This is a genomic window from Roseofilum sp. SBFL (assembly GCF_017746885.1).
In the GTDB taxonomy this organism is placed as follows: domain Bacteria; phylum Cyanobacteriota; class Cyanobacteriia; order Cyanobacteriales; family Desertifilaceae; genus Roseofilum.
Map to the genome: position 1 here is coordinate 22879 of NZ_JAGHZH010000068.1, position 16739 is coordinate 39617.

At 44.8% G+C, this 16739-nt stretch carries 14 protein-coding genes; 7 read left to right on the forward strand and 7 right to left on the reverse strand.

The features are described from left to right. Nucleotides 1-5 precede the first annotated feature (5 nt). From J7545_RS07670 to J7545_RS07680, 3 genes are all read right to left on the reverse strand, one after another. Nucleotides 6-395: a response regulator gene (locus J7545_RS07670; RefSeq protein WP_318700577.1), complete on the reverse strand. Its 390-nt coding sequence runs from the start codon at nucleotides 393-395 to the stop codon at nucleotides 6-8. Continuing rightward, nucleotides 388-3384 (reverse strand): GAF domain-containing protein, encoded by a 2997-nt coding sequence (locus J7545_RS07675; protein WP_318700576.1) that lies wholly within the window; start codon nucleotides 3382-3384, stop codon nucleotides 388-390. The genes J7545_RS07670 and J7545_RS07675 overlap by 8 nt, the downstream gene beginning before the upstream one ends. Nucleotides 3385-3606: 222 nt before the next feature. Continuing rightward, on the reverse strand, nucleotides 3607-5436 hold the full coding sequence (locus tag J7545_RS07680) for a caspase family protein (protein WP_318700575.1): 1830 nt from the start codon (nucleotides 5434-5436) through the stop codon (nucleotides 3607-3609). A gap of 256 nt (nucleotides 5437-5692) precedes the next feature. On the opposite strand from J7545_RS07680, the gene rpmF reads away from it, so the two are divergent. The 4 genes from rpmF (at nucleotide 5693) to J7545_RS07700 (ending at nucleotide 7498) form a co-directional block, all read left to right on the forward strand. After that, nucleotides 5693-5863: a 50S ribosomal protein L32 gene (rpmF, locus tag J7545_RS07685; protein ID WP_271940070.1), complete on the forward strand. Its 171-nt coding sequence runs from the start codon at nucleotides 5693-5695 to the stop codon at nucleotides 5861-5863. 282 nt (nucleotides 5864-6145) lie between these two features. Then, a complete protein-coding gene (locus J7545_RS07690) occupies nucleotides 6146-6364 on the forward strand; it encodes a hypothetical protein (protein WP_318700574.1) in 219 nt (72 codons plus the stop codon). Further along, on the forward strand, nucleotides 6352-6750 hold the full coding sequence (locus J7545_RS07695; RefSeq protein WP_318700573.1) for a type II toxin-antitoxin system VapC family toxin: 399 nt from the start codon (nucleotides 6352-6354) through the stop codon (nucleotides 6748-6750). The genes J7545_RS07690 and J7545_RS07695 overlap by 13 nt, the downstream gene beginning before the upstream one ends. A 145-nt stretch (nucleotides 6751-6895) precedes the next feature. Beyond that, nucleotides 6896-7498 carry a sulfite oxidase-like oxidoreductase gene (locus tag J7545_RS07700; protein ID WP_318700572.1) on the forward strand — a complete coding sequence of 201 codons (603 nt, stop codon included), beginning with the start codon at nucleotides 6896-6898 and terminating at the stop codon, nucleotides 7496-7498. Between the two features lie 7 nt (nucleotides 7499-7505). On the opposite strand, the gene J7545_RS07705 is transcribed toward J7545_RS07700, so the two are convergent. Beyond that, entirely contained in the window at nucleotides 7506-8900 is a 1395-nt protein-coding gene (locus tag J7545_RS07705) for a sensor histidine kinase (protein ID WP_318700571.1), read from the reverse strand. 165 nt (nucleotides 8901-9065) lie between these two features. Between J7545_RS07705 and J7545_RS07710 the strand changes: the two genes are divergently transcribed. Together J7545_RS07710 and hflX are read left to right on the forward strand one after the other, a co-directional pair. Beyond that, entirely contained in the window at nucleotides 9066-10190 is a 1125-nt protein-coding gene (locus tag J7545_RS07710) for an AMIN domain-containing protein (RefSeq protein WP_318700570.1), read from the forward strand. A 129-nt stretch (nucleotides 10191-10319) separates the two neighbouring features. Beyond that, nucleotides 10320-12008, forward strand: a complete 1689-nt coding sequence (gene hflX, locus J7545_RS07715; protein WP_413038606.1) for a GTPase HflX — start codon at nucleotides 10320-10322, stop codon at nucleotides 12006-12008. Between the two features lie 256 nt (nucleotides 12009-12264). Here the strand turns inward: hflX and J7545_RS07720 are convergent, their stop codons facing one another. The 3 genes from J7545_RS07720 to J7545_RS07730 all read right to left on the reverse strand — a co-directional run bounded on the left by J7545_RS07720 (nucleotide 12265) and on the right by J7545_RS07730 (nucleotide 15195). After that, nucleotides 12265-13173, reverse strand: a complete 909-nt coding sequence (locus J7545_RS07720; protein ID WP_318700568.1) for a 2OG-Fe(II) oxygenase — start codon at nucleotides 13171-13173, stop codon at nucleotides 12265-12267. 63 nt (nucleotides 13174-13236) lie between these two features. Next, the gene (locus J7545_RS07725; protein WP_318700567.1) at nucleotides 13237-13722 is read right to left on the reverse strand and encodes a hypothetical protein; all 486 of its coding nucleotides are present in this window, start codon (nucleotides 13720-13722) and stop codon (nucleotides 13237-13239) included. A gap of 81 nt (nucleotides 13723-13803) precedes the next feature. Further along, nucleotides 13804-15195 carry a hypothetical protein gene (locus J7545_RS07730; protein WP_318700566.1) on the reverse strand — a complete coding sequence of 464 codons (1392 nt, stop codon included), beginning with the start codon at nucleotides 15193-15195 and terminating at the stop codon, nucleotides 13804-13806. Between the two features lie 148 nt (nucleotides 15196-15343). Between J7545_RS07730 and J7545_RS07735 the strand changes: the two genes are divergently transcribed. Then, nucleotides 15344-16726 carry a diguanylate cyclase domain-containing protein gene (locus tag J7545_RS07735; protein ID WP_318719386.1) on the forward strand — a complete coding sequence of 461 codons (1383 nt, stop codon included), beginning with the start codon at nucleotides 15344-15346 and terminating at the stop codon, nucleotides 16724-16726. The last annotated feature ends 13 nt before the right edge of the window (nucleotides 16727-16739 follow it).

Consider the following 16739-nt stretch of genomic DNA (forward strand, 5'->3'; position numbering starts at 1 on the left):
AAAATTTACTCATTTATAAATCCAAGAATTTCTCTTGATTTAGCCAATACTTCCTTCGGACGAAAAGGTTTAGTCATATACAAATCTGCTCCTACAGCTATGCCCGTTTTTCTATCAAACTCTTGACCTTTTGCCGTCAGCATAATAATATAGATATTATCAAACTTAGAATTTTCTTTAACTTGGGCACAAACTTCTAGTCCATTCATCTTAGGCATCATCACATCTAAAAAAACCAAGTCAGGGTTTTCTTCTTCAATGACCTCCAACGCTTCTTGACCGTTTTTAGCTGTTAAGAGAATTACGTCATCTTCATCCTCCAATTTCTCAAGCGCTTGTTCCATGAGGATAAGGATATTAGGTTCATCATCAACAATTAATACTTTTTTATTCATTGAATTCCTCTATATGTGTTCTAATTACTTTTGGATCGAGGGGAAGCAACAAAGAAAACTTACTTCCTTGATTAAGGGCACTTTCAACCCAGATTTTACCCCCATGATATTCAATAATCTGTTTACAAATTGCTAATCCTAAACCTGTTCCTTTAGGTTTATTCGTTAAAATATCCCCCACTTGCTTAAACCGCTCAAATACAGTATCCTGGTTTTCTGGTGCAATACCTATACCTGTATCAATAATGGAAACCACCAGGTGGTTGTCTACAACCTCTGCTTCACAAGTAATGGTTCCTTGTTCGGTAAATTTTACAGCATTAGAGATTAAATTAATGAGGACTTGAATCAGGCGATCGGTATCAACTTCAATCACGGGTAAATCTGGATTAATTTTTTTGATTAACTGTAAATTATTACTGTTGATGAGAGAAAAAGTTACGGCAATCGCTCGATCCAAAATAACCTTCGGATTAACGGGTTGAATATTCCAGTCTACTCGACCAGATTCCATTTTGGCAATATCTAATACATCATTGATTAGGGAGGTTAACCGTTCTGCTTCGGAAATTATGATGTCAATGTTATTACTGACTGCGACAACCGATCTCTTCACTTTTCTATCCTGTTGTATAGTCGCAGGAAAAATGATTTCTTCCAGCTTCTCCTGAATCATTTCTGCAAATCCTAGGACTGAAGTTAAAGGGGTTCTTAATTCATGGGAAACTGTATTTAAGAAATCAGTTTTCATCCGATCTACTTCCCGCTCGACAGTGACATCTCGAATGAGAATCACTGAACCCATACATTGATCCCCTTCCATTCCTTCTCCTTCCTTAATAATACTGGTCGCTAAGGCTTGACCTTCACGATGATTTCCCAACTTCACATCAAGGGTAATAATTTCTTGATTTCGATTATGAATTAATGCGATCAATTCCTCTAATTCAGGGGAGAAAATCGTCCAAACATTCTGTCCTTCTAGCTGCCATCTTTCTAGGTTAAACATCGACAAAAGAGCAGGATTAAATCGGGTGACTCTCCCTTGGGTATCAGTCACTAATAAACCATCGGCTAAATTATCAACAATGGCATTTAAATCTGCTAGGGTTATTCGTAGTTCACTGGATCGCTTTTGTGCTTGAGAGAGTAATTCTGCCTGTTGTAAGGCTACGCCTAACTGAATGGCAATTTTACGGGTAAATTCAATTTCTTTGGGGTTCCAAGTTCTGGCTTTGGAACATTGATGAATACAGAGCAAACCCCATAACTGATTCCCTTTGACTAGGGGTAGAACTAGATTGGCACGAATTTGAAATTTGTTTAAGATATTAAAATAGCAAGGAGATAAATCGGCAGTAAAAATATCGGAAATGGCTTGTAGTTTTCCGGGGTTATAATTATTGTTTTGATGCCAATCAAAACAATAATCATAAACTTTTTGAGTTAAGGTTGATTCAAAGCTAGGTAAGACATCTTCAGAAACAAATTTTCCCTGAGTACAGTCGGATTCGCGATCAAACTCAAAAATAGCGACTCGATCTGCATTTAGCAGTTGTCGGACTTCTGTTGCAGCCGTTTGAAAAATAGTCTCTAAGTCTAGGGTACGACGAATTTTATCAATTACTTCAGCGATCGCCTTCTCCCGTTGTGCTTCTTGCTCTAATTCATTGGCTCGTTTTTGCAGTTGGGCATCTAATATGCTTTTTAATTCGCTAGAGCGTTTTTGGGTTTGGGCTAATAATTCTGCTTGTTGAATAGCCACTCCTAATTGAGAACTAATCTGAACTAAGAAGTTAATTTCAATCTCTTGCCAATCCCTGGGGCCAGAATTTTGAAAGGCAGCTAATAAGCCCCATAGACGCTGGTGTCGATAAATGGCGACAATGGCATAGGCTCTAGCTTGATAGGATTCTAAGGCCTGAATATAACATTCGGAAAAATTACTATTATAGATATCTGAACAAACCCGAAATAATTGCACTTGGTTAAATAATTGCCCTTGGGTTTGCTGGAAGTACGTATCTGTGACGGACAAATGTTCTAGATTTTTGAGGCTACATTCACCAATCTTACAGTTCAAACCTGGATTTTCCTGTTGCCCGATAATTAAGGATTTCCACATCGGAGCGACGGAGTCTACAACAAATTTTCCACTCCAGTCATCGTTAAAACGATAAATGACGACTCGATCGGCTTTGAGGAGTTGACGGACTTCATCGGTGGTGGTGCGAAAAATGGTATCGAGATCGAGGGATTGGCGGATTTTCGTGATTACAGCAGCGATCGCCTGTTCCCGATCCACAGCCTGAGCTACCGCTTTAGCTAACCGATCTGACTGTTGTTTTTGCCCGGCTAAGACTTCTGCCTGCTGTAGTGCGACTCCTAAATGAACCGCGATCTGGGAAACAAATTCTATTTCTTGGGGTTGCCAACATCGAGGAGTGCGACACTGATGAATACAGAGAAGTCCCCATAATATCTCTCCCTTTAGGAGGGGAACCACCAAATTAGCTTGGACTTGGAATTGCTCTAAGATCTTAATATGGCAAGCATTTAAACCTCGTGCATAAATATCATTACAAGCCCAAATTCGCCCTTCTTGGTAATATTGGGCATAATTATCGCCAAAACAGCGATCTTCAATTCGAGCGGATAAAGTGGAAGAAAAAGGTGGTAAGACATCTTCCGAGACAAATTCCCCCCATTGGTAGTTAGAGTTTTCAGCAAATTGATACATGCCTACCCGATCGGCATTTAATAGTTGTCGTACTTCTATCGCTGTCGATTGGAAAATAGTTTCCACATCCAGAGATTGACGAATGCGCGTAATGACGGCTAAAAGGGCTTTTTGTTGAGCCACCTGGATAAGTTCAGGTTGAATTTGGGTTGGCTGTTCAAGTGCCGATACCTTTTCTCTGAGGCGTTTTACTTCCTCTTGAAGGGAAGTATATTCACTGGTTTTAACCACAATATACTCATCGGACATGGGATTTATAAGGGGGAAAAAGTGACTATCATTGCCTTGATCGGTAGCTTGGCCAGTATAAAAGATTGGAAGGGGAACTGTGCGTAAAGAAGTTTAAACCTTTTTTTAGGATTCTGCTGTGCCCCAAGGCAATAGGCAATAAATTTTCTAATGAATAAGGGATACAACGAACCGGTTGTATCCCTTCAGAGTTGTGAATCTGTTGGCTTTCAGGGCTATATGTTATGAGCGAGTTTGCCAAACGGCGATCGCCCGTTGGGCTTCTGCATAAGCTGCCGTGTTTTCGGGAACCAATTCAGCCGCCGCGATCGCCTGTGCCGGACCATCGCTGGCTAATCGACGGTAGGCAATTTTGAGAATTTCATTACTCCATTGATTGGCCAATGCTTGGGCTTGGTTATATCGGGGTTGATCCGCTCCAATCGTCTTCACCTGGGCGATCGCCTGATTATAAGAAGACGCTTGATTGGCCTTAATCTTACTACTGGCTTGTTGAATCACGACCTGATTCGCCTTGGCTTGAGCTGCCTGCTGTTGCCACGTGGTCATTGAACTTTGAGCTGCTGAATAAGCCGATACTTCGGGTGGCACAAGTTGGGCAGCGGCGATCGCCCCCTCAAATTGCCCTTGAGCTGCCCGACCCATGGCAATATCCATAATTGCTTGACTCCATAGCTCAATTTTTCCTTGAGCCTCAGCATAATTGGGATTATCTGCCGAAATTTTCCGCGCTTCTTCAATCGCCTTTACATATAGCGACGCTTGCTGAGAGCCTAAAATACTCGTCACCTGGGTCAAGGTTGGGGCACTCACTGGCTGAGGCTGGGGAGCGGGAGCCGGTGTAGCTACAGTCGCTGGAGCTTGAGGAACCGCTGGAGAAGGCGCTGGAGTCGCCGCTACTGGAGAATTAGCCGGGGCAGGAATCACCACCACTTCCGAAGGACTTGCGGCAGGAGTTGGAGCCGGAGAACCCGCAACTGGCTCAGTCACTGCTGGACTAGGTGGTGTCTCGACCGTAGTTAACGCATTACGATTGCGTAAAAAGACTCCTCCAATCAAAATTAGGGCAATACCCCCCCAAGCCAGAATCAGTAATCGCCAAAATTGTGCATCTTCTTCATTGGATTTGGGGTCTTGAGATTGGGGTTTTTTGTCAGGTTCCATAGGCTTATGAATATCTGTTGAGGTTTTCTGGGCAACAGGGCTTGGCTGAGGAATAACCCCAGAACCGGACGGAACACTTAATGGTTCAGCGGTACTGGAACTTTGAGAAAGGGCTTCCTCTGTTTCGGTCTCCTCAATCGGTAAAATCACCCGATGAACTCGGCCGGGAGGATTCACCACCATCAAGGCTTGTTGGTTGGGTCGATTGTGTTGATCGCTCAATTCCATTAGCCGACGGTGCAGATAATGATCTAAACTCGCTAATGTACTGCATTGACCCGATCGCAATCCTTCCAGCAAAGCAGCCGTAAATAACCCTTGTCGTAATTCTAAGGTCTCTTGGGAAAATTGACCGGGTTGACATGAAAGAAGAGTGGCAATTTCTAGTTCTCGCGCTAAATTAGCGGTCTGATTCCCTAAAAGTCCCCCAATTTGCAAACTCGATGGCCGATTCATATCTAACACCACCAACAGATTTTGAGTCGGTAAGTTGGCTAGAGAGTTGAATAACCAAGCCATAGAGATTCCTGTGGTGCTGACTTGATTGGGATCGCTGTCAATGGGCATCAGATAGTCTATGCCATCGACACTGGAACCATAACCACTAAAGAACAGCCAGAGGCGATCTTCTGGATCGAACTGGAATTGTGGATGATTGCCACTAGAAATTTTCTCAATCCATCCTTCTATTGTGGGGCGATCGGGGTAAGTTGATTCACCCTGAATGGGTTGAGAAACCTCACTCAAGAGTAAGCATTGATCGAGAGATAACCCAGCTTGATACGTCCAAAAATCACAAAATGCTTGGGCATCTTGTTGGGCATAGCTTAACGGCTGGAAATACTGATACTGATTAATGCCGATGGCGATCGCCCTAGTTTTTCCCATGACCCACTCCTAATATACCTAGTGCCTTGATGGTTAGTGTCTTTGAATTTGTCTTTAATGTATCGGGTATTGTCCTTGGTCACAAGAGGGGATTGGAGAGGGGACGTGGGCACACTCGATACCCAGAGATGGAGGAGAATGGGAGAGAGAAACCTTTACTCATTTTGCCTATTGCCTATTGCCTATTGCCTATTGCCTTCTGTATAATTGGAAGGTTGTGGAAAAATTGCCCTCTTAAGAGAGACTCTGACATCCTATGGCTGTTCCAAAGAAGAAAACCTCTAAAACAAAACGCAATCAGCGTCGCGCTGTCTGGAAACGCAAGGCAGCACTAGAAGCCCAGAAAGCTATGTCTCTGGGTAAGTCCATCCTTACGGGACGATCCAATTTTGTCTATCCTTCTGATGAGGATGAAGAAGAAGAGTAAACGGTATCCATTGTGTGTCTAATTTTAGACACACTAAACCGAGGATTGGGTTATTTGCTCGATACGAATATTATTACTGCACTGGTGAAGAGAAATTCGATTGTAGTGACTCGATCCCTTATTATTGCGACATCCTAACTATGTCCAATTAAGAAGATTTGATCTTGGAAGATTGGCTTTAGCGTAGGCGGGAAGTGGAAGGATGTGGCAGTCTAATCTTGAGGTGTCGTTTCTGGGAGTTATGATATCTCTAGCGAGTTCACCCCATTGAGAGAGAAACTTATGCAATACGAAGCTTTATATCAAAATGGTAAAATTGTGTGGTTGACTCAAAAGCCTCCCATTCATTCAGCTCGCATTGCCATTTCTATTCTGGAAGAGTTTCCTAGCTCCACTGGAAAACGCCGCCAACCTTCACCCTTGATTGCAGGCAAAGCTAAAATTACAGGAGATTTGGTCAGTCCTATTGTTAATGAAAACGATTGGGAATGCCTGAAATAATTCTCTTAGATACCCACATCTGGATCTGGTTTGTGAATCTTCAATGGGAACAGTTTCCTGCTACTTGGGTAGAAATAATTTCAACAGCAGAGTTAGTCGGTGTTACTTCCGTATCTTGCTACGAAGTGGCTTTGGCAGAGCAACGCGGACGGTTATCATTGCCCTGTACTCTCGATCTCTGGTTCCAAGAAGCTTTAGATCCCTCCGGAATTTCTCTTTTTCCTCTGACTCCAGAGATTGCTTCTCGTGCAGTACAGCTATCAGCAATTCATCGAGATCCGTTTGACCGCATGATTATAGCCACAGCGATAGAATACCAAGCACAATTAGCTACAATTGATGGTTCGATTCGACGATATCCAGAGCGAACAGATTTGCTGATGTAGCAACTCAGGAGTGCAGCGAGATCGCACTCGCTCCCTTTCCAGAAACGAGATCGCACCTGCAAAGTGAAGAAAAAGATTGCATTCTGATGGGTTCGGGATGCGATCTTGATTATGATGGAGAGGACAACCCTCAACGCTTTGTGGTATGGCAATTGGTAAATTTTTCAGCAAACCCGATCCGTCCTTACAAGATCGCACTCCACCTGGGCAACACCTAAGTAAAGGGTTTCCCGTCCTCACGTATGGGGAAACGCCCGAAGTTACGGCCGATGCCTGGCAATTGAAGGTATGGGGATTAGCCAAAGAAGTCAGCTTCACCTTCTCCGACTTAATGGCGATGCCCCAACATGACTTCACCAAGGATTTTCATTGTGTTACCCACTGGTCGAAGCTAGATGTGCAATGGCGTGGGGTTCGGGTCATGGATTTCATGAAACAGGTAGACCTTGACCCTAAAACGACCCATCTGATGCAACATGCCTATGGAGGATATACCACTAATCTGACTCTGGAGGATTTCTTAAAAGAAGATAACTTCTTTGCACACACTCTGTTTGGTGAACCTCTATCCGCAGACCATGGGGGCCCCGTTCGCCTCGTCATCCCCCATTTATATGCTTGGAAAAGCACCAAGTGGATTCATGGTTTAGAATTTCTCGATCGCGAAGAGTTGGGCTTTTGGGAGAGTAATGGCTATCATCGTCGCGGGGAACCCTGGGCACAAGAGCGATATAGTAACGGCAATTGATAATTGCTTATCTAAGCGCTAACGCAATAATGAATGCTGTTCCTTTACCCGGTTGAGATTCACATCGCAACTGTCCATTATGGCGTTCAGTGATAATTTGTTGACTTAGAGATAGTCCCAATCCTGTTCCTTTGCCCAGGGGCTTGGTGGTAAAGTAGGTTTTAAACACTTTCTCTTGAACCTCTGGAGTCATACCTGTACCATTATCAGCAATGCGAATCTCTACGCGATCGCTAGAAGATAAGGAAGTCGTAATCTGAATCTGGGGATCTTCCGTCTTATACCCCCCTTGTTCGAGTCTTTCTTCGATCGCATCGATCGCATTACTTAACAAGTTCATGAAAACTTGATTGAGTTGTCCCCCATATCCCACAACCTGCGGAATTTCACCATAGTGTTTCTGTACTACAATCTCCGGTTGACTGCCTTTCGCTTTCAAGCGATTATGTAAAATCATCAAGGTGCTATCCAAACCTTCATGCAAATCAACCGGTTGCAGAGTTTGATCGTCTGCACGGGAAAAATGACGCAAACTCCGAACCAGTTGATTAATGCGGTTGGCTCCCACTTCCATAGAAGCAAGAACTTGGGGTAAATCTGCCACCAGAAACTCTACATCCAGATTCTCTTGGGCCTGTTGAATTTCGGCCCCAGGTTCTGGATATTGGTTTTGGTAGAGTGTCACTAACTCTAACAAGTCTTGAGTATAGGCGATCGCGTGGGTCAAATTCCCACAGACAAAACTCACTGGATTATTAATTTCATGGGCCACCCCCGCAACCAACTGTCCCAAGGAAGACATCTTGTCCTGTTGTACTAATTGACTTTGGGCTAGTTTTACTTGCTCTAAAGCTTGTTGCAGCGCTTCGGACTGTTGACGATAAGAAGCCTCTGACTCTTTAAGTGCCAATTCTGCTTGTTTGCGATCGGTGATATTCTGAACCATCCCTTCATAATATAGAAGGATTCCTGCCGGATTCCGCACTTCCCTAGCCGTTTCTGAAATCCAAATCACTTGGCCATCCGGTTGGCGAATTTGGGATTCAAAATCCCACACCTGTCCGTATTTCGTTAATTGCTCTACAAACTCCTGGCGACGGTCTCTGTCTACATACAGATCTCCTACCCGAATTCCCTCATTCTTCAGAGCTTCTACAGTAGAATAACCATAAATCCCAGCCAGAGCCGGGTTCGCACTGATTAGCTCACCCTCTGGAGTGCTTTGAAACATTCCTTCCATGGCATTCTCAAACATGGAGCGATATTTTTCTTCTGCCTGCCTCCTTTTGGCAACCTCATCCGCTAACTCTAAGTTAGCTTGGGCCATTTGTTGGGTTCGTTTTACCAATCTTTGATGGATATTGGGGGTTGAGCGGGGGTTAATGCCCTCAGAAAAATTCATCCGTCGAATATGGGTCTCAGGTTTTGAGTAGTGTTCATACAAGTACATAGCATCGTTTCCCCCCTAGGTTTACGCAACTCTATCTATTAGTATCTAAGAATTCATGAAATCTTGATGTGACAATACCCTAATCAACTTGTGATTATTCGCTCAAAAAGGTGTGATATGAATTACAGACAAATTCAAGCATTAAATCGGAGACTTTGGAGGTCTCCACTCAACATTGTCCTGAATTACTTAGGGTGGATTGGAGCGATCGCCTTATCCTTCCTGGCTTTTCCCGCTCTAGCTGCCGAACTCAGACAATGGCAATATGACCCACTGAAGACTCAATTGGAGTTAATCTTCCAAGGAAAAATAACACCTCGCTACTTCGTTGTCGAGAATCCCCTGAGAATTATTTTAGAATTACCGGATACAGAAATTCAAGTACCTACGGATCGCAATTTTTACTCTGGATTAGTTCAGAAAATTTCCTTAGAAACTTCGGAATCCGATGAAACACAGTTGATTTTATATTTGTCTCCTGGGGTGACATTAGCCCCAGAATCAGTGGAGATCGAATCCTCTCCCACATCTGCTGGATTCTATAGAACCGTAATTCGTCCCTTGATTACTCAAGATCGGTCAACATCAGCCCTAACCCTCCCTCCAGCCACGTTTGAACCCTCAGCGAATCAGCCCCTCGTCTCGGTTCCTCCCCTATTTCCCCGTCAGTCCCAAGCGCCAACTGGCAATGCGGAAGAACCCACCCCTGGAGCATCAGCCGCTTCCCTGGTGACGCAACCGGCATCCGTAGAAACGACACCGGATTTAGTCGGAATCAGAAGGCGATCGCTCCCTCAAGCTCCTGCTCCCAGTTTGGATGTGCCCCCTATCCGCTCCACAGTGATTCCTACCATCGAGTTTGGGCAAGATTTGCCCTCGTCTAATTCAGGAACCAGAATTGCTCAGAATCCTAGAGATTCTCTGCCTCGCGGAACTCGTTTAAGATTGCGCTATCCAGGCCAGGAGAGCATTTACCTCACTCCTGGTATTCCCTTACAAGAAGTGTTAATTGTTCATGAAGCTATCATAGATCGGCAGGGGAGTTTACTGATCCCCGTAGGAACACGGGTAATTGGGCAATTTGAAACCCAAGGCCAACAGAGTCGCTTCCGAGCTACTGCGATTATTCTGGGGTCTGACCGTACTTTTCCCATTCAAGGAAGATCGGATCGTCTGACTTCTGTCAATCCCAATCTGCCGGTAATCATTCAACCCGGACAGATCATCGAGATTCGCTTATGATAGCGGCCAGATTTCCATTAAAATTTATCGCTAAAGACAATCGGACCGAATCGATATACTACAATCGTGTTATCCCTATGGGGGTAACATCTGTTTTATCTTGTGCAACTGCTCAGGGAGAGAGAGCCTATCGATACTATCTACGGCAACATTCAAGGATTAAAGCCGAGTCAACTCAAACAATTGCAACGGTTGTATCATCAACGGCTACCGGGAGATCGCCTAACTACATCCGAATTTGCCCAGCGCGTTGCTGCCATCAGCTCAGAAATTAATCAACCCATCTGTAGCTACATTAACCGTCGCGGCCAAGTCATTCGCGTAGGAGTCGGGAGTCCCCACCAAACCCAGATCCCCCCTCTGGAACTGCCCCGATATGGCATGGAGCGACTGAGCGGTATTCGCTGTATTGCCACCCAACTCAAGCAGACTCCGCCCAATAAGTCATCCCTCACTGCCATGGCTTTGCAACGCTTGGATGCTCTAGCGGTTTTAACCCTGAGTGGTGAGGGTTCCTATCGTAGGGGTAAAGGAGCAACGGGCTATGTTAAATCAGCCTATCTCGCCCATTTAATCGCCGATCCGCAACTGAATTGGATTCTTTCTCCTCCCGTGAGTTTGGAGAAATTGACCGATTCAGATTTTCTGGACTTGGTAGAAGAACTGGAAAATGAATTTCGCACAGAAGCGGTTGCTCAAGCCGTTGATACGGAGCAAGACCGGGTATTATTGGTGGGTCTACAGGTGGATCGAGCCAGTCCTGAACAGTTCTCAGAAGGGTTGCAAGAGTTAGCTCGGTTAGTGGAAACGGCTGGCGGTATAGTCTTAGAGACCATGCAGCAGAAGCGATCGCAGCCCCATCCGCAAACCGTTGTCGGCAAGGGTAAGGTCTCGGACATTGCCTTAACCGTCCAAACCCTAGGAGCCACCTTGGTCGTATTTAACCGGGATTTATCCCCAGCCCAAGTGCGAAATTTGGAAACCCAAATTGGTATTCGAGTCTTAGACCGTACTGAAGTAATTTTAGATATCTTTGCCCAACGGGCCCAGTCCCGTGCCGGGAAACTCCAGGTGGAGTTAGCGCAACTGGAGTATATGTTGCCTCGGTTGACGGGACGCGGTCAAATGATGTCTCGGTTGGGTGGAGGTATTGGAACTAGAGGCCCGGGGGAAACCAAGTTAGAGACCGAGCGGCGGGTCATTTCACGACGCTTGTCTCGTTTGCAACGGGAAGTGAACCAATTGCAAGCTCACCGAGGTCGTTTGCGTCATCAGCGACAACATCGGGAAATTCCGGCGATCGCCATTGTCGGCTATACGAATGCCGGTAAATCCACCCTGCTCAATACCCTCACTAATGCTGAAGTTTATACTGCTGACCAGTTATTTGCCACCCTGGATGCCACCACCCGTCGGTTAGTGGTTCCCCATGCAGTGACTGGAGTCGCGCAAACCATTCTGATGACGGATACGGTAGGATTTATCCACGAGCTGCCCCCTCCCCTGGTGGATGCATTCCGGGCAACTTTAGAGGAAGTCACTGAAGCGGATGCCCTGTTACATTTGGTCGATCTATCCCATCCCGCTTGGGAGCAACAAGTGGAGTCAGTGACCACGCTGTTATCGGATCTGGCGATCGAACCTTGTCCTAGTTTGATGGTGTTTAACAAAATCGATCGCGTCGATGGCGATACCCTGGCTCTAGCTCAAGAAAACTATCCCCAAGCTCTGTTTATCTCCGCTAGTGCGCGTCTGGGTTTAGAAACCCTGCGTCACAAACTCGGTCAACTGGTTCATTATGCTGCCCATCAAAATTAGGGAATAAAGAGAAATTCCTTGTGAACTTATGCACCTCCAATACCATCCCAAACATGACTTACCCTCAGCTCAAGATTTACCGGACTCGGATGAAACCCCTGTGGATAATCAGAAGTGCATCAACTAAAGGGAGGTGAATATCAGTTATAGCAGAGAAAGAGTCGGTTAGGACTCCGGTTCAATACTGAAACCTAGCTAACATAACCTATTCCCTATTCCCCATTCCCTATTCCCTAGCGCGCAGCGCTATAGATTACTACGCTCTTCTCACCCAACCGTTAATCGTAAACCGACTATCGGTAAACTTTTTCGAGGGACAACGCACCGGTAGGACTTCATGTAAATAACGACTGAGGAAAAAGACAATACTGTTATGTCGGGGTTCAACCGTTTGGTACGTATCTGCTTTAGCATAATACCCATTTTTGATTGTACTGTCGTAAAGGAGCAGCTCTCCCCCACTAAAGTTTTTGGGTTGATTATGGAAATAGTAAACATAGGTTAGCTCTCGGGTGGCAGTATCTGGAGAGCCATTATCATTATGGAGCCTAAAATAATGACCATCATTATGGGCGGTTAATTGGGCTTCCACATCGTGGGGTTCAAACAGGGGGCGATCGAGTTGGGGTAAAACTTCTGGTATTATCCCTTTTATCCGTTCAATCATCATCTCGGAGAATTCGGGGAAGTGATAGAGAACGGTGGAATAGCGATAGTCTGCTTCTCCAGTGGATGTAGTGGTACTCGTGAAATCTTTTTGACGTTTTTTGACATATTTGAGTAAGCGATCGCACTCTTTGTCACTCAGGAAGTTATCTAAATGGACAAAGCGGGAGGTAATGGTATTCGATATGGGAGCCGGGGGTTGAGGTGCAGGAGTCGCCATCTGCTGTGTTTTCTGTTGCACATATAATGGCGGCTCTGTAAGGACTCCAATGAGTTGATGACTGGGAAAACAGAGTGCTTGGCGATCGTCATTTAAGGGAATTTGAAATAATTGAGAGCCAGAGCTTCCCTGGTTTCCTATTTGGGCAGCCAAGACTTTCATCACTGCTACCAGGATAGGGGAATTGGAGGGCAGAGATAGGGTATACTGATGACCCCCGGCTAAGAGCAGGGTAACTTTAATGGTTTGAACTGCGACTGCTGATGTTTGGCTACTCATTGGATGAACAGTGTAGAGTTGATAGTGAACAGTTGATCGTTATCTTACGATTGGGGAAGTCTCTTAATTCAGAAATTCTATACTTTGAATCTCCGATGTCCAAAATTTCCATTCACCCTTATATTTTTTTAAGGTATGAAGTATGATGAGTCGGTTATCTCTAAATTGAGCATCACCTCCAATTTTGGTCGTCGTTTGAGTGGCCATGATTTGAGCTTTATCGCCCGTGAGTTCAACAATTTCCCAATCGTTAAATTCATATCTTAAATCCACTAAATCAATGGAAGAGAGAACCGTTTGTCGTGTGATTTCCCATTGGGGAGAATCCGGGTGCATCGTGTTCATATATCTCTCAACATTTTCCGCATTGATAGCGTTTAAGTTTTCGTCGAGTAAGGCTTGGATTTTGGCTCTCTCTTCAACTTCTTTAGTCTGAGATGAATTTTGCTCATGGCGTGGATTGAATACGTCAGTCGTAGACGCAATCGTGGGTAAGGACTCAATCGGGAACAGAGTCATAATCGAGACTAAGGCAATATGAGAAAACATAAATAATTCAGTTAGCCAGCTAAAGGTTATTTGATTCTAATTTTTGTCCTATCCTCCTATCTCCCCATTCCCCTATCCCTTCTAAAGTCTCGGTGGAATGACATACCACCCATACCAGTGATGAACGGCTAACCAAGTGACAGATAAGAGGGCGGCTAAACTTAAGGTTAACCCACTATAGGGAACCAATAGCCCTAAAACGGGTAAAACGGCTCCGGAGATAGTGGCAATGAGTGCAGCAGAGGATTCGCGATGGTTGTCACCTAATCCCCAAGCTAGGGGGAGTAATACAAAAGAGAGGAGAATCCAGGATAGCTCTGGGCTAAGGACGCGACTAGCGTAGGTGAGGGCGAAAATACAGGCGAAAAACACGCCACAGGCGATCGCCACATCCCGCAGTTGCAGAGGTAACGATAAGTACAGCAAGCCAATCCACCAGAGCAATAAACCAGGAGTGAGTAGCAGTAGACGGGGCAAGACTCCTGTTCTGCCCACAGGACTCGTAGCGGTAAATACACCGAAGGGATTACGGACAGAAACGTTATCTTCAAATACCCAGATAAACCGTTTACCTTGTCCTTCTTCCAAGGTTTGAGTGGGAACGATACCACTGGCAAAATCAGCTTTAGGAAAATTGGCGATCGCCGTTAACTGAAAATTGGATAATAATTGTCCATTGGCATTATAGACCCATCGCGGAGACCCTTGAACTTGATAGGTAACCCGAAATTGGGCGGTTTCTTTAGACTCTAAGCTAAACGGAAAACCGTAATCTCCAGGATTAATGGGTTCTAAACGTTGTCCATCGCGATCGATACGAAAATTCTGGAGGATCGTATAACTGTAGGGAGGCTGGATTTCAAAGAAAAAATCCTCCTTCTCTCCCAAGAGATTCGTCACCTGATACTGAGCATCAAAGGAAACCTGATAAACCGGGAGATTCGTTTGCACATCCATCACCTGATTGAGTAATACGTCAATCTCAGAAGCTTCTAAAGTCAAATAGCGGTTGACCTCTCGGACTTCCTCCACCTCCACATACTCACCCTCTACATATTGGTTATAGCGATAGGTTTCAGGGATAGTGTAGCGCACTTGAGGAGCAGCCTGTTCCAATCTCTCCCTAGAGAGGATCTGGGCAGATTCAACGACTTTGGCTTGTTCCCAATGATGATAGCGGTTGGCTAGGGTTGTACAGAAGAAAAAGCCAAGGGCGATCGCCACCAACAGTACCACACCATGTTGCAGAAGTTCCAAAAGTAGATCGTAGCGTTGTAACCATTTATGCGTCCAAGCCGAAGGATCTCGATCCCGTTGCAAGGCAAAACCCAAAGCCGCTAAGACGAAACCAAATCCTGCCACCACCAGAATAAAAATGAGAAAAGCATTAAAAATATGACTGCCAAACTGCATTAATTCGTCGGCATGGGTAAGATCGGGTAAATTGGGAATGCCTTCAGGAAGTCTAAACATAAGATCTTATAGCGCTTCGCGCTAGGGAATAGGGAATAGGGAATAGTAATGCAGTCATCATATATTCTTATGACTCTTGCCTCTTGCCTTTTGCCTTTTGCCTGACTTCTGTAAGAAGTCAATGTCCACTATCGACTATTCACTGGCTATGGATCGCAATCAGAACCATACAGATCAAATCGATATCTTGGTGGTTGATGACACTTCAGCGAACTTAAGTGTACTCACCCAACTGTTATCTAAAGAAGGCTATAAAGTCCGAGTCGCTCGTAATGGTGAGTTTGCCTTACGCTCTGCATTGTCTTCTCCTCCGAGTCTGATTTTATTGGATATTATGATGCCAGAAATGAATGGCTATCAAGTTTGTGAATATCTAAAATCCAACCCTAAAACCCAGGATATCCCGATTATTTTTTTGAGTGCTTCTGATGAAATTTTGGATAAAGTGACGGCGTTTGGGGTGGGAGGGGTTGATTATATTACTAAGCCTTTTGAAGGGATAGAAGTTTTAGCCAGAATTGAAAATCAACTCCGGTTGCGCTCTCTACAACTGCAACTGCAAACCCAAAATCAACATTTATACGCAGAAATCGAAAAGCGCAAGTCTATCGAAGCCTCTTTAGCTCAATCTCGTTCCCTACTATCGGGAATCTTGAATAGTTCCCTAGATGGTATAGCCGCCTTAGAATCTATCCGAGATCATCAAGAAAAGATAATCGATTTTCGCGGCTTATTGCTTAACCCTATGGCCTATCAATTATTAGGCCAATCTCAATTATCGAGTAAATCGTTATTGCAAGCTTTGCCGGGTTTAAAACTCGATGGGCTATTCAATGAGTTTATCTCGGTGGTAGAAACCTCACATGCGATCCAAAAAGAACTTTATTATGCTCATGATGACATTGAATGCTGGTTTGAGATTTTGTTAGTGAAGCTTGGAGATGGGTTAACGGTGACGTTTCGGGATATTACTAAGCGTAAACAGATTGAGTTAGCCCTGGAAAAAGCGAATTTAGAATTAACCAATCAAGCGAATCTGGATGGTCTAACTCAAATTGCCAATCGTCGCTATTTCGATCAGTATTTGGCCGAGCAATGGCAACAGTTGAAGCTAGAGCAACGGCCTTTGGCGTTAATTTTGGCAGATGTAGATTATTTTAAGCTCTATAACGATAATTATGGCCATCAAGGGGGCGATCGCTGTTTAATTAAGGTGGCTCAAACCCTTTCCCATCATTTACCGACAGCCGAAAGTTTAGCCGCTCGCTATGGGGGGGAAGAATTTGGGATTATTCTTCCCCAAACGTCCTTGGAGCAAGCGGTTCAAGTAGGAGAGAGCCTTCGCCAAGCCATTCATACACTCAGGCTCGATCATGCCCATTCTCAGGTGTGTTCCTGGGTAACGTTAAGTTTAGGAGTCAGTGCCGTGGTTCCTGGGGATATTCAATCTCCGGAGGGACTTATTGCTCAAGCCGATCGCGCTTTATACCAAGCCAAACAAAAAGGACGCAATCGCTTAGAATGTGCCTAGTGGACGGCTCCAA

Excerpts from the sequence above, each read along its gene's own strand:
- J7545_RS07670 (WP_318700577.1), bottom strand. The coding sequence starts at position 395 with ATGAATAAAAAAGTATTAATTGTTGATGATGAACCTAATATCCTTATC.
- J7545_RS07675 (WP_318700576.1), bottom strand. The coding sequence starts at position 3,384 with ATGTCCGATGAGTATATTGTGGTTAAAACCAGTGAATATACTTCCCTT.
- J7545_RS07680 (WP_318700575.1), bottom strand. The coding sequence starts at position 5,436 with ATGGGAAAAACTAGGGCGATCGCCATCGGCATTAATCAGTATCAGTAT.
- rpmF (WP_271940070.1), top strand. The coding sequence starts at position 5,693 with ATGGCTGTTCCAAAGAAGAAAACCTCTAAAACAAAACGCAATCAGCGT.
- J7545_RS07690 (WP_318700574.1), top strand. The coding sequence starts at position 6,146 with ATGCAATACGAAGCTTTATATCAAAATGGTAAAATTGTGTGGTTGACT.
- J7545_RS07695 (WP_318700573.1), top strand. The coding sequence starts at position 6,352 with ATGCCTGAAATAATTCTCTTAGATACCCACATCTGGATCTGGTTTGTG.
- J7545_RS07700 (WP_318700572.1), top strand. The coding sequence starts at position 6,896 with ATGGCAATTGGTAAATTTTTCAGCAAACCCGATCCGTCCTTACAAGAT.
- J7545_RS07705 (WP_318700571.1), bottom strand. The coding sequence starts at position 8,900 with ATGAATTTTTCTGAGGGCATTAACCCCCGCTCAACCCCCAATATCCAT.
- J7545_RS07710 (WP_318700570.1), top strand. The coding sequence starts at position 9,066 with ATGAATTACAGACAAATTCAAGCATTAAATCGGAGACTTTGGAGGTCT.
- J7545_RS07720 (WP_318700568.1), bottom strand. The coding sequence starts at position 13,173 with ATGAGTAGCCAAACATCAGCAGTCGCAGTTCAAACCATTAAAGTTACC.
- J7545_RS07725 (WP_318700567.1), bottom strand. The coding sequence starts at position 13,722 with ATGTTTTCTCATATTGCCTTAGTCTCGATTATGACTCTGTTCCCGATT.
- J7545_RS07730 (WP_318700566.1), bottom strand. The coding sequence starts at position 15,195 with ATGTTTAGACTTCCTGAAGGCATTCCCAATTTACCCGATCTTACCCAT.
- J7545_RS07735 (WP_318719386.1), top strand. The coding sequence starts at position 15,344 with ATGGATCGCAATCAGAACCATACAGATCAAATCGATATCTTGGTGGTT.